15 protein-coding genes and 1 tRNA gene are annotated in these 15,163 nt (G+C 69.0%); 11 read left to right on the forward strand and 5 right to left on the reverse strand.

Annotation, left to right across the window (positions count from 1 at the left end):
- Positions 1 to 31: 31 nt before the first annotated feature.
- The gene (locus ACMGFH_RS16115; protein WP_415379468.1) at positions 32 to 280 is read right to left on the reverse strand and encodes a hypothetical protein; all 249 of its coding nucleotides are present in this window, start codon (positions 278 to 280) and stop codon (positions 32 to 34) included.
- A gap of 234 nt (positions 281 to 514) precedes the next feature.
- Between ACMGFH_RS16115 and ACMGFH_RS16120 the strand changes: the two genes are divergently transcribed.
- The gene (locus ACMGFH_RS16120) at positions 515 to 1,177 is read left to right on the forward strand and encodes an SWIM zinc finger family protein (RefSeq protein WP_415379469.1); all 663 of its coding nucleotides are present in this window, start codon (positions 515 to 517) and stop codon (positions 1,175 to 1,177) included.
- 32 nt (positions 1,178 to 1,209) lie between these two features.
- On the opposite strand, the gene ACMGFH_RS16125 is transcribed toward ACMGFH_RS16120, so the two are convergent.
- The gene (locus ACMGFH_RS16125; RefSeq protein WP_415379470.1) at positions 1,210 to 1,392 is read right to left on the reverse strand and encodes a hypothetical protein; all 183 of its coding nucleotides are present in this window, start codon (positions 1,390 to 1,392) and stop codon (positions 1,210 to 1,212) included.
- Between the two features lie 132 nt (positions 1,393 to 1,524).
- Here ACMGFH_RS16125 and ACMGFH_RS16130 point away from each other — a divergent pair, with 132 nt between their 5' ends.
- Complete coding sequence (locus ACMGFH_RS16130; RefSeq protein WP_415379471.1) at positions 1,525 to 2,418, forward strand: polysaccharide deacetylase family protein; 894 nt, start codon at positions 1,525 to 1,527, stop codon at positions 2,416 to 2,418.
- A 41-nt stretch (positions 2,419 to 2,459) separates the two neighbouring features.
- Here the strand turns inward: ACMGFH_RS16130 and hjc are convergent, their stop codons facing one another.
- Positions 2,460 to 2,981 carry a Holliday junction resolvase Hjc gene (gene hjc / locus ACMGFH_RS16135; RefSeq protein ID WP_415379472.1) on the reverse strand — a complete coding sequence of 174 codons (522 nt, stop codon included), beginning with the start codon at positions 2,979 to 2,981 and terminating at the stop codon, positions 2,460 to 2,462.
- A gap of 195 nt (positions 2,982 to 3,176) precedes the next feature.
- On the opposite strand from hjc, the gene ACMGFH_RS16140 reads away from it, so the two are divergent.
- The 7 genes from ACMGFH_RS16140 to ACMGFH_RS16170 all read left to right on the forward strand — a co-directional run bounded on the left by ACMGFH_RS16140 (position 3,177) and on the right by ACMGFH_RS16170 (position 11,292).
- Positions 3,177 to 3,815, forward strand: a complete 639-nt coding sequence (locus ACMGFH_RS16140; RefSeq protein ID WP_415379473.1) for a TetR/AcrR family transcriptional regulator — start codon at positions 3,177 to 3,179, stop codon at positions 3,813 to 3,815.
- A 122-nt stretch (positions 3,816 to 3,937) separates the two neighbouring features.
- Positions 3,938 to 5,506 carry an MATE family efflux transporter gene (locus ACMGFH_RS16145; RefSeq protein WP_415379474.1) on the forward strand — a complete coding sequence of 523 codons (1,569 nt, stop codon included), beginning with the start codon at positions 3,938 to 3,940 and terminating at the stop codon, positions 5,504 to 5,506.
- 89 nt (positions 5,507 to 5,595) lie between these two features.
- Positions 5,596 to 6,243: a TetR/AcrR family transcriptional regulator gene (locus ACMGFH_RS16150; RefSeq protein WP_415379475.1), complete on the forward strand. Its 648-nt coding sequence runs from the start codon at positions 5,596 to 5,598 to the stop codon at positions 6,241 to 6,243.
- Between the two features lie 132 nt (positions 6,244 to 6,375).
- Positions 6,376 to 8,379, forward strand: a complete 2,004-nt coding sequence (locus ACMGFH_RS16155; protein ID WP_415379476.1) for an ABC transporter ATP-binding protein — start codon at positions 6,376 to 6,378, stop codon at positions 8,377 to 8,379.
- Complete coding sequence (locus ACMGFH_RS16160) at positions 8,376 to 10,328, forward strand: ABC transporter ATP-binding protein (RefSeq protein ID WP_415379477.1); 1,953 nt, start codon at positions 8,376 to 8,378, stop codon at positions 10,326 to 10,328. The genes ACMGFH_RS16155 and ACMGFH_RS16160 overlap by 4 nt, the downstream gene beginning before the upstream one ends.
- A gap of 192 nt (positions 10,329 to 10,520) precedes the next feature.
- Positions 10,521 to 11,105, forward strand: coding sequence for a homing endonuclease associated repeat-containing protein (locus ACMGFH_RS16165; RefSeq protein WP_415379479.1), 585 nt, complete (start codon positions 10,521 to 10,523; stop codon positions 11,103 to 11,105).
- 114 nt (positions 11,106 to 11,219) lie between these two features.
- A tRNA-Gln gene (locus ACMGFH_RS16170) sits at positions 11,220 to 11,292 on the forward strand.
- A 48-nt stretch (positions 11,293 to 11,340) separates the two neighbouring features.
- Here ACMGFH_RS16170 and ACMGFH_RS16175 read toward each other — a convergent pair.
- Positions 11,341 to 12,348 (reverse strand): alcohol dehydrogenase catalytic domain-containing protein, encoded by a 1,008-nt coding sequence (locus ACMGFH_RS16175; protein ID WP_415379481.1) that lies wholly within the window; start codon positions 12,346 to 12,348, stop codon positions 11,341 to 11,343.
- A gap of 142 nt (positions 12,349 to 12,490) precedes the next feature.
- On the opposite strand from ACMGFH_RS16175, the gene ACMGFH_RS16180 reads away from it, so the two are divergent.
- The gene (locus tag ACMGFH_RS16180; RefSeq protein ID WP_415379482.1) at positions 12,491 to 12,922 is read left to right on the forward strand and encodes a universal stress protein; all 432 of its coding nucleotides are present in this window, start codon (positions 12,491 to 12,493) and stop codon (positions 12,920 to 12,922) included.
- Between the two features lie 93 nt (positions 12,923 to 13,015).
- On the opposite strand, the gene glmM is transcribed toward ACMGFH_RS16180, so the two are convergent.
- Complete coding sequence (gene glmM / locus ACMGFH_RS16185) at positions 13,016 to 14,395, reverse strand: phosphoglucosamine mutase (RefSeq protein ID WP_415379483.1); 1,380 nt, start codon at positions 14,393 to 14,395, stop codon at positions 13,016 to 13,018.
- Positions 14,396 to 14,548: 153 nt separating this feature from the next.
- Between glmM and pyrE the strand changes: the two genes are divergently transcribed.
- The gene (gene pyrE / locus ACMGFH_RS16190) at positions 14,549 to 15,088 is read left to right on the forward strand and encodes an orotate phosphoribosyltransferase (RefSeq protein WP_415379484.1); all 540 of its coding nucleotides are present in this window, start codon (positions 14,549 to 14,551) and stop codon (positions 15,086 to 15,088) included.
- The last annotated feature ends 75 nt before the right edge of the window (positions 15,089 to 15,163 follow it).

Genomic DNA, 15,163 nt, shown 5'->3' on the forward strand with positions numbered 1-15,163 from the left:
AGAAGAGACGAACGCGAGACCGGGCGGACGACTACTCTTCGTCGAAGTCGGCGCGGTACATGATCAGGCCGGCGACGGCCATCACGAGGACGAACAGGCCGATGACGCCGACCATCGCGAGGCCGCCCTCGGGCTGGAGGACCGGCGAGGCGGACCCGTTGTTCGTCGCGTTGCCCGGCGTGGTGTAGTTGGAACTGACGTAGTACGCGGCACCGACGAACACGACGACCGAAACCGCCGACACGGCGAGTTCGGCGGCCAACTTCCGGTCGATTTCCATGACCATCCGTTTCCCCGGCCTCGGCAAAAGCGCTTCGAAGCCCCGCCTTCCCGCATCGGCGATCCGGAACCGCACCGCTCGGCGGCACCTCGCGTCGATCTCCGGGGGCTCGCTTCGCTCAACGGCGACCGATCGAGGTGATCACGGGGCGCTGGCCCCCGACGGACTTAGGTTCGTTCGGGACCTACGTTTCGTGTGGACGCAGTAGCAGAAATCACCAGCGTCCGAGCTCCTATGCCCGAAACACACACCCCTACCCACCCGCGGAAGACCGCACTCGCACCGGACGTTCGCCGGCTCGACGAGCGGGCCGCGCGCGCCTGGACCGAGCGCATGGCCGTTCGCCCCCTGGGCGACGGCCGCTACGCCGTCGACAGCCAGAGCGGCGCGACCTACGTCGTCGACCTCCCCGAGGGCAGCTGCACGTGCCCCGACAGCCAGCTCCGCCACCAGCGGTGCAAACACCTCCGCCGCGTCGGCATCGAGATCACCACCCGACGCGTCCCCGCCCCCGGGAAGCGGGCCGCGACCTGTGCCGCCTGCGGCATCGAGACGTTCGTCCCCGAGGACGACGACGAGCCCCAGCTCTGTGCGGCCTGCCGGCTGGAAAACGGCGACGTCGTCCGCGACCGCGAGGCCGACGACCGCCTCGTGGTCGTCCGGGTCACGCCCGAGCGCGCCCACGAGGTCGTCATCGAGGGCGTCGGCGAGACGGTCGCCGACTACGCGACCAACGCCGGCTACCCCCGCGACGACCTCGTCGTCGAGGTCGTCTACCTGAGCGACCTCACCCGGTCGGCGTCACCGCGGCGCTACTCGTTCCCGCTGTCACGGCTGGAACGCGTCGACGACGCCGAGATCGTAGACCGGAACCTGCGCGACCGAGTTCCGGTCTGAACGGGGGCGAGCGATGCGGCGGTTCTCTCCGCTCACGCGGACGCCTCGCGCGCCTGCCTCGCGGACAGCGCACCGATACCCAGCACGAAGAGCGGCGCTATCACGCCGATGACGCCCATCTGCGGATATCTGAAGAACAGCCACAGCACCAGCACGGCGGCCGCAATTGATTCCAGTGCGCCGAGCGCGTACAGCGCCCGTTCGACGGTGACCATGTGGTCCCATGTTCGACTGGTTATCGAACCGTCATAAATACTGTCGGACGCGAACGGTCGCCGATACGGGTCGGCTCACCGCTCAGCGGCGACTGCCGAACACTTATCGGCGGTCGGCGAAACCGTCGGGGCATGAGCGACGGCAGGCTCGCGCTGACGTTCGACGACGGCTACGCGACGGACTACGAGGACATCTACCCGGTACTCGACGACCGCGACGCGCCGGCCTCGCTGGCTATCGTCGCCGACTGGCTCGGCGAGGAGGGACGCCTCTCGGTCGAACAGCTCCGCGACCTCGCCGACGAGGGCTGGGAAGTCGTGGCCCACGGACGCAGGCATCGCTACATGCAGGCCCACGGCCTCGCTGTCGACGCCGCCCCCGGCGACGAGCGCCTCGTCCTCGACAGCGACCACGTCTTCCCCGAGGCGGACCACGGGCTCTACCCCGAGGACACCTTCGAGGTGACCGACGGCGACCGGACGGAGACCGTCACGCTCGCCGAGAAGGGACGGCTGGGAGACGACACGGAGAGCGGCGGCGCCGACGCCGGCGACCCGTTCGTCCGGTTCGAGGCCCCGCTCGGGTCGGGCTTCGACGCGGAGGAGGCCGTCCTCCGGCCGACGCGCGAGCAGATTCGAGACGAAATCGAGGGGTCCAAGCGCGACCTGCAGGAACTCGGGTTCGAGCCGACGACGTTCGCGCTCCCCTACGACGCCGCGGACGCGCGGGTCTGGAGCGTCGTCGCCGAGCACTTCGACGCGCTGGCCGACGCGGCGGTGCGCTCGCTGCCGAACCCCCCGGGTCGGTCGCCGCTGGACCTACAGCGCTACTACCTGGAGACCGACGCGATGCGGCTGGTCGAGATCGAGACCTACCTCGATAGCGTGGCCGAGCGGGGCGGGCTGGGAATCCTGGCCGGCCACACCGCCTGGGACACGGTTCCCCCGGAGCGGGTCGCCGCGGTCATCGACGCCGCTCGCGAGCGGGGGATCGAGGTGGCGACCGTACGTGGGGCGATCGAGTGACGTCCGTCCGCGATCCGGTGCGAGCGGCCTGAGTCGAGCGGCTACAGCATCTCGGCGACTTCCTCTTTCGTGAGGTCACCTCGTTCGAACGCCGAGAGCACGTCGAGCGTCCCCTGGTCGGGGCCGTCGTCGGCGACCTCCTCCAGGGTGACCTTCTCGGAGTGGCCGACGAGTTCGTCGAAGTCGGTGCCGTGGGCGAGCGCGGTCTCTTTCTTGACGCGGTAGTTGCCGCCGTCGGTGACGTGAACGGCCTCGTCGCCGGGGTGGAAGAAGTACCAGTCCTCGCGGTCGTACCGGACGCCGATGCGGGGTTTGGCGCCGAAGTTCCGCGCGAAGAACAGCAGCGCCTCGATCTCTTCGCCGTCGAGGTAGATGGGGTCGCCCGACGAGGACTTGGCCTCGATGGCGTAGAAGTCCTCGCCGTCGCCGGCCAGCACGTCGGGGAGTTCGCGCTCGGTGGCGCTCCCGCTGGCGGGGGCGCGCATCACCGCGAAACCGGCCGCGTCGAGTTCGTTGACGAGCTCTCGCTCGCGGCGGTCGCCTTTCGCGTTCGAGTTCGCCATCTGGCGAGTAGTTGCCGGTCGACGGCTAAAGGGTATCGGGACCGGATCGAAAGTGATCGCCCGACCGTACCGGCGTCTCCCGCAGTTCGCCCGCGGGCGAACGGTGTTCGCCGTCGACGCACGCGTCCACGTCCCCAGCGCCTCGCAGCCTCCGCGATCCGTTTCCTTAAGTCCTGACTGGACGTTCGAACAGATATGACCGGGGAGGACTCCACGCGCGAGGCGATCATGGAGGCGACGTTCCGGGCGCTCGCGACGCACGGCTACGCCGACCTGACGGTCCAGGCCATCGCCGACGAGTTCGACAAGAGCAAGTCGCTCATCCACTACCACTTCGACTCCAAGGCCGACCTGATGGTGGCGTTCATGGCCCACCTCCTCGAGGGATTCATCGAGGAGGTCGAGGGCTCCGAAGCCGCTGACCCCCGGGACCGGCTCCTGCGGATGGCCGAGATCGTCGTCCGCGGGATGGGCGACGAGGACGCGACCCGGGACTTCCACAGCGCACTGCTCGGGATGCGCGCACAGGCGCCCTTCGACGCCGACCTGCAGGGCCAACTCGTCGAGAACGACCAGCTTATCCGCGGCGTGATCGCCGACATCGTCCGCGAGGGGGTCGAGTCGGGCCAGTTCCGCGAGGTCGACCCCGACCACTACGCCGCGCTCTTCCGCTCGGCCATCGAGGGCGCCCAGTCCCACGACGTGATCCTCGGCGAGGACGCACCAACCGACGAGGCGTTCGCCGGCGTCGAGTCGTACCTGATCGACGACCTGCTGGTCGCCGGCGACCCGGCCGACGCGGAGGACGCGGCGAACGCGGAGGACGACCGGTGAGTCGGGGGCGAGCCGGCGTGCGAACGGAACGCACGGTACCCCCGACACTGAAGCTGACGCGCGGGCACAGCAACGACGAACGCACCGGACCGCCCGCGGACCCCGGTCGGGAGTGACGAGCAATGCACGAGGGAGACGAGTCAGACGGGACGGCGCACGAGGCCGACGGAGCGGACGCCCAGGAGGCCGACGAATCGGACACTCAGGAGGCCGACAAACTCGACGACCGCGGCGGCGACAGCGACTACGACCTGACCGAGGGGTCGCTGTTCCGGCCGCTGCTCGCGCTGTCGACGCCGATCGTCCTCACCCAGTTGCTCCAGGTGGTCTACAACCTCGTCGACACCTTCTGGGTCGGTCGGCTCGGCGGCGACGCCGTGAGCGCGCTCTCTTTCTCCTGGCCGCCGGTGTTCGTCCTCATCTCGCTGGGCGGCGGGCTGACCCTCGCCGGGAGCGTCCTCGTCGCCCAGCACAAGGGCGCCGACAACGTCGAACGCGTCAACGAGGTGGCCGGCCAGACCCTGGCGTTCGTGACGCTCTTCTCGCTCGTCCTGGGCGGGGTCGGATACCTGCTCGCGCCCACGTTCCTGCGGCTCATCGGCGCCGAACCCGGTTCGACCGTGTTCGCCTACTCGCTGGAGTACATGCGGGTGATCTTCCTCGGCGTCTGGTTCATGTTCGGCTTCTTCGTCTTCCAGTCACTGCTGCGCGGGTGGGGCGACACTCGCACCCCGATGTACCTGATGGCTGTCAGCGTCGCCGTCAACGTCGTCCTCGACCCCGTGTTCATCTTCGGCTTCGTCGACAACCCGCTGTTCGACATCCTCGGCGCGCGCGGCCTCGAAGCCACCCTGCTGGACGCCACCGGCTTCACCGGCCACGGCGTCCGCGGCGCGGCGATGGCGACCGTCTTCTCGCGGGCGCTCGCGACCGTCCCCGGCGTCACGCTCCTGTTCACCGGACGGCTCGGGCTCTCGCTGTCGCTCGCGGACCTGCGACTCGAACGCGAGACGGTCCGGAAGATCGTCGAGGTCGGCTACCCCGCGAGCATCGAGCAGAGCTCCGGGGCGCTCTCCTACAGCGCGATGACGGCCATCGTCGCCCTCGTCGGGCCGACCGCCGTCGCCGCGTTCGGGATCTGCGCCCGGCTGACCTCCTTCGTGTTCCTGCCCGCCGTCGGGCTCGGGATGGGCGTCGAGACGGCCGTCGGCCAGAACCTCGGCGCGAAGCGCGCCGACCGCGCCAGGCGGGCGGTCTACCTCGCGCTCGGGATGCTCGCCGCGGCGTACGTCGTCGTCAGCGCCGTCGGCGTGGTCTGGGCCCGCGAGATCGTCGGCGTCTTCATCGCCGGCGCGGAAGCGGGGACCATCGTCGACATCGGCGATGAGTTCATGCGGATCGTCGCGCCGACGTTCGCCTTCATGGGCGCGTTCCACGTCGTCAAGGGCTGTTTCAACGGCGCCGGGAACACCCGCGCCGCGATGATCATGTCCGTCACGTCGGTGTGGGGACTGCAGGTGATCCCCGCCTACGTCCTCGTGACCGCGTTCGACACGGGCACCACCGGCGTCTGGTGGGCGCTGGCCATCATGCACGTCGGTTCCGCGCTGATTGTCGGGTCGTGGTTCCTCCGGGGCACCTGGACCGACAGCGTCGTCGAGGACGACCCCGTCCCGACACCTGCGGACTGACTCCGCCAACCGCGGTCAACCCCGACGAGTCGCGGAACTCCGCGCCCGATCCATCAGATATTTGTTTGATTGAGTGCTCAATCAGCGACATGAGTGATAGTTCGGGCGGCGCGGACGGCGGCGGCGACGACGGAGGATCCGACGACGAGCCGTCGACGGCGGACGAGATCCGGTGGGCCGCCTTCGACGTGCTGGTCGAGCGCGGCTTCGACGATTTCACGACGCAGGCGGTCGCGGACGCGGCCGGCGTGAGCCAGTCGCTGGTCCACCACTACTACGACACCAAGGAGGACCTCGTCTACTCGCTGTTCACGAACGGACTGGACCACCTCACCGACGAGGTCCGCGAGCGCGCCGACAGCGACGACCCCCGCGAGCGGCTGCTCGAACTCGCCCGATTCATGCTCAGAGAGGGCGAAGGCGACGAAGACGCCGTCGAGTTCTCGCGGATGCTCCTGGAGATCGAGTCCCAGGCGCCCTACGACGATCGCCTGCGCGAGGCCGTCGAGTACGACTCCGACTTCCTGGGGGCGTTCGTCGCCGACGCCGTCGCGGAGGGGATCGAGTCCGGGCAGTTCCGCGACGTCGACCCCGAAGCGTTCGCGGTCACCTTCGTCGCGGCCATCCGCTCGGGGCAGAACCGCCGCGCCATCTTCGCCGACGACGAGCGCGTCGAACCGGTCCGCGACGGACTGGAGGCGATGGTCGACGACTACCTCGCGGGGGGCGGCGCGTGAACCGGCGGCCGCGCCGGTTCCGACCCGCCGCGCCACCGGTTGGCACACCACCGGTAGCGATATCCGGGCCCCGCCGGCAGATCGCTGTACGCGGCGGAGCGGGTCCCCGAATCTCCGCCGAGGTGTTCGAACGTGAGTGAGTCACCCGAGTCCCCCGAGTCCTCCAAATTCGCGGTGCCCGACGGCGTCGGCAATCCGCTCTGGCATCTGGCCCGCCGGTACGCCCGTCCCTACGCCCCCCGGTACGTCGTCGCGATCCTGGGGACGGCGCTGGCGCAGGTCCCCCAGCGGGTGCCGGCGCTCGTCGTCGGCGTCGCGCTGGACGCCATCCTCCTGTCGAGCACGCCCTACGCGCTCCCGGGCGTCCCGACCGGGTGGATCCCGGCGACGACCGAGGGCCAGGTCGCCTTCACCGTCGGGCTGCTCGCGGCGGCGTACCTCCTCGACGGCGGGCTGAGCTGGATATCCGGCAGGATCGCCGGGACGGCGCGCCTGCGGACGCTCCACGACATCCGCGTCGACGCGTTCGACGCGCTGGTCGGGCGCGACCTGGGTTTCTTCGACGAGCGCCAGACGGGCGACGTGATGAGCGTCCTCAACAACGACGTGAGCAACCTGAACGGCTTCGCCGACAACGCCGTCCAGGGGCTGCGCTTCGTCACGCAGATCGCCGTCGCCTTCGCGTTCATGGCGACGCTGCACCTCCGGCTGGCGGCCCTGCTCCTCGTGGTGCCCGTCGGCCTCGCGCTGCTCGGCCACTGGTACACGACGCGCGTCGAGACGATCTACGAGCACGTCCGCGAGAGCGTCGGCGCCCTCAACTCGCGGCTGGAGGACAGCATCGACGGCATCGCGACGGTCAAGAGCTTCGCCCGCGAGGACCGCGAGCGCGACGCCGTCGCCGACGCCTCTCGGGAGTACCGCGACCGCAACTGGTCGGTCATCCGCCTGCGCCTCGCGTTCAACTTCAGCAGCTGGTCCGTGGCCTCCTTCTCGTTCGTCGGGCTGTTCGCCGTCGGCGCGTACATCAACCTCAACGGCGCGCCGCCCGTCCTCGGCCACTCGCTGACCGCCGGGACGCTCCTTACCTTCCTGCTGTACAGCAAGTCCTTCTACGGCCCGATCCGCCAACTCATGCTCGACGTGCTCGACAGCTACGAGAACGCGCTGGCCTCCAGCAAGCGGATCGTCTCCGTCCTCGAGACGGACCGCGACGCCACCGAGACCGGCGAGTATCTGGACGTTCGCGAGGGCCGCATCGAGTACGACGATGTGGACTTCAGCTATCGGGGCGCCGACGAGCAGATCCTCTCGGACGTGAGCTTCACGGCCGAGCCCGGCTCGCTCGTCGGCATCGTCGGCCCGACCGGCGCGGGCAAGTCGACGATCACGAAGCTGCTCTTCCGGTTCTACGAGCCCGACGACGGGTCCGTCCGCATCGATGGGGCGGACGTGGCCGAGGTCTCCCCGCGCAGCCTGCGCGAACACCTCGGCTACGTCTCCCAGGACCCGTTCCTGTTCTACGGGACGATCCGCGAGAACATCGGGTACGGAGTGAGCGAGGGCGACCCCCGGGAGCCCTCGGACGGCGAGCGGCGGAGCCGCGAGCACGGGGACCCGACGGACGAGGAGATCGTCGAGGCCGCGAAACTGGCGGGCGCCCACGAGTTCGTCACCGGCCTCGACGACGGCTACGACACGCAGGTCGGCGAGCGCGGCGAGAGCCTCTCCGGCGGCCAGCGCCAGCGAATCGCCATCGCCCGCGCGCTGCTGCGCGACCCCGAGGTCCTCGTCCTCGACGAGGCGACCAGCCACGTCGACAACGAGACCGAGCGACAGATCCAGGAGAGCATCGACGCGCTCGCCGGCGAGCGAACGACGCTCGCCATCGCCCACCGCCTCTCGACGGTCAGGAACGCCGACACCATCGTCGTCGTCGACGACGGTCGTATCGTCGAGCAGGGGACTCACGAGGAGCTCGTCGACCGTGATGGGCTGTACGCCGACCTCTGGAAGGTACAGGTCGGCGACCTCGACGCCGTTTCCGAGGCGTTTCTGGAACGGGCGCGCGGCCGCGAGCAGGCCAGCGAAACCGGCAGCCCCGAACCGGTCGCCGACGGGGAGGTGTCACGATGAGCGATAGCGAGGACGAGCGAAGCGAGTCCTCGGAAGACGCGAGCGGTGAAACCGCGGGCCGCGAGGACGAGCGAAGCGAGTCCTCGGAAAACGCGAACGGTGAAACCGCGAGCCGCGAACGCGGGCGGATCGCGGCGGCGGCGGAAGACGAGCGCTGGCCGCTGCTCTCGCTGCTCCGCGACGGCGGTCGCGGCGACCTGCGCTGGGTCGGGCTGGGCGGCGCGTCGTCGGTCTGCGCGCAGTTCATCTCGAACCTCGACATGTTCATCATCGGACTGGCGTTCGACGCGATGTTCAACGACCGGGCCTACGCCCTGCCGCTGGTCCCCAGCGGGTGGATCCCCACGGACCCGACGCCGCAGCTCGCGTTCACCGTCGCGCTCCTGCTCGGGTTGAAAGTCGTCGACATGAGCCTGGGCGTCCTCGCCGAGTACTCGTTTTTCCTCTTCGCCCAGCGGACGCTCCACCGCGTCCGCGTCGACGCGTTCGACACCGTCCAGCGCCTCGACATGGGCTTTTTCGACACGCAGCAGACCGGCGAGGTGATGAGCGTCCTCAACAACGACGTCAACTCCCTGGAGCGGTTCCTCGAGATCGCCCCGAACCTCGGGGTCGTCTCCGTCTCCCTGATCGCGAGTTCGCTCGTCTACATGGCGCTGCTCAACTGGCGCCTGGCGCTCATCTCGCTGGCGGTCGCGCCGGTGCTCATCGCCGTCAACCACTGGTTCGGGACGCGCCACGAGGCCAGGAACGACGACGTCCGCGAGGAGACGGGCGTCCTCAACGCGCTGCTGGAGACGAACATCAGCGGCATCCAGACGGTCAAGGCGTTCGGCGGCGAGGGCCACGAGACCGACCGCGTCGAGCGCCAGTCGGCCGCCCACCGGACCGCGAGCTGGCGGGCCCACCTCGTCGGCGTCCGCCACCAGCCCTCGCTGCGCATGCTGGCCGGCGTCGCGTTCGTCGCGACGCTGTTCGTCGGCACGGAGTGGGCGATCAACAGCCGTTTCTGGTTCCTCCCGGGGGCGATCACCGCCGGCGAGCTCGTTCCGTTCATGTACTACACGCAGAACCTCGTGCTCCCGGTGCGCTTCGCCGCCTGGGTGACCGGCCTCTACAAGGGCGCGAACTCCTCGGCCAAGCGCATCCTCGGCGTCCAGCGCATCGAACCGCCCCGCGACGACGGCCGAACGGTCCTCGACGACCCCGAGGGCCGCGTCGAGTACGACGACGTGAGCTTCTCGTACCCCGGCACCGACGAACGCGTCCTGCGAGACGTCGATCTGGCCGTCGAACCCGGTGAAACGGTCGGCCTCGTCGGCGAGACCGGTGCCGGCAAGTCGACCCTGCTGAAGCTCCTCCAGGCGTACTACGACCCAGACGAGGGGAGCGTTCGCGTCGACGGCTACGACGTTCGGGACCTCACGCGGGAGTCCCTCCGCCGGTCGATCGGCTACGTCGCACAGGACCCGTTCCTGTTCACCGGGACGATCCGGGAGAACGTCGCATATGCGGTCGACAGCGCCACGGACGCCGAGATCGAGGCCGCCGCGCGGGCCGCCGGCGCCCACGAGTTCATCAGCGACCTGGAGGCGGGCTACGACGCTGAGGTCGGCGAGCGGGGCGTCATGCTCTCTGGCGGCCAGCGCCAGCGCATCGCCATCGCCCGCGTCCTGCTGGCGGACCCGCCGATGGTGGTCCTCGACGAGGCGACCAGCCACGTCGACAACCGCACCGAGGTGCTGATCCAGCGCTCGCTCGACGAGGTGACCGCCGACCGAACCACCTTCGTCGTCGCCCACCGACTCTCGACGGTCAGGAATGCCGACCGCATCGTCGTCGTCGACGACGGCCGGATCGTCGAGCAGGGGACCCACGACGAACTCCTCGACCGCGACGGAACGTACGCCGACCTCTGGAAGGTGCAGGTCGGCGCAATCGGGTCGTGAGCGCGTCGGTGAATTCGACGAGGACTCGTCACGGGGCCGTGATCGGACTGTACGAGTCGTTCGGCTATCGGGAGATCCGCCGTGGAGAGACCCCAGTCGGGGGGCTAATCGTCTCCGAGAAGGGACTGTAGACTCAGTTTCACTTTCGCTCCGTGGCTACCCATTAATATATTGAGGCTAGTCGGCGGAATTATGGAGAGGACGGAACAGGAATGCATCGAATCGCTCCATAGAGCGGCGGAACTTCTGGACGAAGCTCCTACGAAGAAGCAGTACGTCGACCTCGAGCTGACGCCGGCGGCCTCGACAATTATGCGGATCATGGGAGGCTGGAACGAAGCGAAGGAGAAGGCAGGGTTGGAGACGTACGCACAGGGGGAAAACGGCGGGTTTCCCGTTCAACCGAAACCCGACGACGTCGAACTACCCGAGGGCAAAGAGTGGGAAGAACTGTCGGGATACCAGCGCTGGTACTACAAGAACCGAGAGAAGGAGATTCAGAAGAAGGAAGACCGGAGGGAGATGCTGCGCGCCTGGCTCCACGAATTGAAGCGTGACCAGTACAAGTGTGAGCGGTGTGGAGCCGGCCACCCTGCGTATCTCGACTTCCATCACACGAACTCCGCAGAGAAAGATCTTGGCGTCGGAGAGATGGTCAGTTACGGCTACGCGAAAGAGAGCATCCGCGAGGAGATAGAGAACTGCGAAGTGCTCTGTGCCAACTGTCATCGAAGAGAACATTACGACGTCCCGTCTCCCATCGAAGAAGAAGCCTAATTCAGCAGAGACGTTACCGTTTCACAGGCGCTCTCTGCTCCGCAACACTCAAGTATAACTCCACCCAACCTACGGGTGTAACGTTGCCCAAAACACGGTAGGGCAACATGTCAGAGTCCCGTGGGGTAGCGGCCAATCCTGTCAGCTTCTGGGGCTGACGACGGAAGTTCGAATCTTCCCGGGACTATCTTACCAATTCTTTTTCACACTGATCAGCGTCAGGTTTTGATTCGTTCTACGGCACCACCACGAGTTTCCCGACGCTCTCGCGGTCCTGCATCGCGGCGAACGCCGCGCGGGTCTCCTCCAGCGGGTAAGTCTCGTCGATCACCGGCGAGAACGCGCCGTCGGCGACGAACTCGACCAGTCGCCGTAGGTCGGGCTGGGTGCCCATCGTCGAGCCGACGATCTGTTTGTGCCCGAGGAAGAGATCAGCGACGTCGAACTCCGAGGTGTTCCCGGCCGTCCGTCCGCAGACGACCATGCGGCCGCCGCGCCGGAGGACGGACTGGCCGAGTTCCGAGAACTGGCCGCCGAGGTGGTTGATCACGGCGTCGACGGGTTCGTCGACGGACTCGCGGATCTCGTCGATATCGGCGGATTCGATCCCGCGGTCCAGCCCGACTTCGCGGACGCGGTCGAGTTTCGCCGCCGAGCGCGAGGTCCCGACAGACTCCAGGCCCAGCACGTCACAGAGCTGGACGGTCGCGACGCCGACGCCGCCAGTGGCGCCGGGGACGAAGACGGTGTCGCCGGCCTCGACGTCGGCGCGCTGGAGCATCCGGGAGGCGGTCATGTACGCCGTCGGGAGCGCAGCGGCGGTGGTCGCGTCCACGCCGTCGGGTAGCGGGACGAGCCGGTCGGCCGTCACGCGGGCCTGTTCGGCGAGCCCGCCGTGGTACAGCGAGAAGTTCTCGCACAGATTTTCCGGCCCCTCGCGGCAAAAGCGACAGGTCCCGCAGGTCTCGTTCGGGCAGAGGACCACTCGGTCGCCCGTGTCGAGGTCGGTGACGTCCGATCCGACCTCCCGGACGGTGCCCGCGACGTCGAGGCCGGTGACGAACGGCAGGTCGTCGGCGTCGACCATCGCGGAGTCGCCCTCCAGGATCCACAGGTCGTGGCGGTTGATCGCGCAGGCGTCGACGTCGACGATCGCGTCCCCGGGGCCGGGTTCCGCGTCGAGTCGGTCGATCACGTCGACGCCGTCGGGGCCGGTGAGTTCAGTGAAGGCTGCGGCGCGCATTACCGGGGATTCGGTGAGCGAGCGCAAAGAGTGCGGCGTCGGCGGCGATATCGTACCGTTCCGACGAACGGGGTGGGAGGGACGGAGCAGGGCCCTCTCGTCCTCGCCGGGGTTACTTGGGACTCGACATGCAAGGTCCGCCATGGCACCCTCGCACGTGCTCGTCCCGCTGGACGGGTCGCCGCTCGCCGACGACGCGCTCGCCCACGCGCTGGAGACCTTCCACTGCCGCGTCACCGTGCTCAACGTCGTGACGCCGCTCGACGCCTCGATGAGCGAGGGCGGCGTCCTCGAACCCGACGACGAGCGCGAGGCCGAAGCCCGCGAGCGAGCGGAACGACTGGTCGAGCGAGCGCGGGAACGGACCGCCGAGGCCGACCGGCGCATCGAGGCGGTGGTCGAGACCGGTGACCCCGCCGAGACGATCCTGGAAGCCGTCGACGAACGCGACGTCGACCACGTCGTGATGGGGGGCCACGGTGGCGAACGGTCCGACCTCGGTCGACGGCTGCTCGGGACCGTCGCGACGACCGTCGTCGGCGAGGCCCCAATTACCGTGACTGTGGTCCGGTGACTATGGTCCGGTGACTGTTGCCGCCGCTCGACGACGGCGAGAGATGTCAACCGATTTTCTCCACCTGAAACGAAGGGGGTTTGGGGACCGTTCTCAATCGACGCGAATGCCGGAGAGGGCGCCGTAGAGCTGGTCGGCCAGATCCTCGGCGCGGTCGGTCGAGCGGGCCTCGGCGTAGATGCGAACGACGGGTTCGGTGCCGGAGGGACGGGCGAGCACCCAGCCGTCGCCGTAGTCGAGGCGGTAGCCGTCGGTGGTGTCGAGGTCGGCGACGGACTCGCGGGCCGTCCGCTCGATGGCGTCGAGCATCGCCTGGCGCTGGTGGTCGTCGTCGTACTCGACGTCGCGGCGGACGTTCACGTAGTCGTCGTAGCGGGCGATCACCTCGCTGGCGGGCTCGTTTCGGTGGGCGAGCAGTTCGCAGAAGCGCGCGGCGGTGTAGGCGCCGTCGCGGGCGATCCGGTAGCCCGGGAAGAGGATGCCGCCGTTGCCCTCGCCGGCGACGGGGACGGACTCGCCGGTCGCCTGCAGGTCGCGGATGCGCGAGACGATGTAGGTGCTCCCGATTGGCGTCAGCGTGAGGTCCGCGCCGGCCTCGGCGGCCACGTCCACCAGCCGCTGGGAGGCGTTGACGGCGGAGACGACGGTGTCGCCCTCACCGATGGCCGCGGCGGCGAGCGCGGCGAGGGTGGCGCTGCCCTCGACGTACTCGCCGCGCTCGTCGACGAAGATGGCGCGGTCGGCGTCGCCGTCGTGGGCGACCCCGAGGTCGGCGTCGGTCGCGCGGACGAACCGCTTGAGGTCACCGAGGTTGTCGTCGACGGGTTCGGGGTCACGACCGGGGAAGTGCCCGTCGGGCTGGGCGTGGATCGTCTTGACCGAGCAGCCGAGGCGGCGGAAGAAGTCGGGGCTCGTGAGCGAGCCCGCGCCGTGTCCGGGATCGACGGCGACGGTCAGGTCCGCGGCGGCGACGGCCTCGCGGTCGACGGCCGCGAGGAGTTCCTCGATGTAGGCCCGGCGGGCGCCGTCGACGCGGCGATTGTCGCCGGTCTCGTGCCAGGCGACGCGCTCGACGGTCTCGTCGAGCAGGCGCCGCTCGATGGCTTCGAGGCGCTCGCGGGGGAGTTCGACCCCGTCGGCGCCGACGAGTTTGATGCCGTTGTACTCCGGGGGGTTGTGCGAGGCGGTGACCATCACGCCGGGCACCCCCTCGCGCTCGGCGTAGGCCTGCAGGCCGGGCGTGGCGAGGACGCCCAGGCGGTCGACGTCGAGACCGACGCTGGCGAGGCCGCTGGCGACGGCGTCGGCGAGCATCGCGCCGGTCGCACGCGTGTCGCGCGCGATGGCCGCGCGGTCGCCCTCGCCGTCCCCTCCCCAGACCGAACCGGCCGCCTGTGCCACGTCCGTGGCGTACTCGGGGGTGAGGTCGTCGTTGACCACCCCTCGCACGCCGCTCGACCCGAAGACCCTCATTGGGGGGTACTCGGCGGTCTGGCCGCATAGTGGTTCCGGACGCACGTCGAGGCGGCCGGCGGGGGGCGTCGCCCCGTGGGCGAGGGCCAGGGCGGTCACCGGGCGCCGGCGGACACCGAATCGGATAAACGCCGGGACGCCGACGGACTGCGTATGGACAAGCAGGGACTCATCGACGCGCTCCGCGACGCCGAGGCCGTCAAGTTCGGCGAGTTCGAGCTCTCCCACGGCGGCACCTCGAACTACTACGTCGACAAGTACATCTTCGAGACCGACCCGCACTGCCTCGAACTGATCGCGGAAGCGTTCGCAGAGCGGGTCGGCGACACGAAGCTGGCCGGCGTCGCCCTCGGCGCCGTCCCGCTGGTCGCCGTCACGAGCGTCGAGTCGGGCAATCCCTACGTCATCGTCCGCAAGCAGAAAAAGGAGTACGGCACCGCGAACCTCGTCGAGGGCGAACTCGCCGACGGGGAGGAGGTCGTCGTCCTCGAAGATATCGCGACGACCGGCCAGAGCGCCGTCGACGCCGCCGAAGCCCTGCGCGACGCGGGCGCCGTCGTCGACCGCGTGATCGTCGTCGTCGACCGCCAGGAGGGCGCCGCCGAGAACCTCGCCGACCACGACCTCGAACTGGAGTCGCTGCTGACTGCCGACGACCTGCTCGCCGACGCGCCCGACGACGTGGACGTCTGATTGCCCGATATCTGGCGTGTCATTCACTCCCACGGCAGTTCGACGGTCGGCACACGTCACAACCCTTTTATCCGA

The organism is Halosimplex rarum (assembly GCF_047715405.1).
GTDB lineage: Archaea > Halobacteriota > Halobacteria > Halobacteriales > Haloarculaceae > Halosimplex > Halosimplex rarum.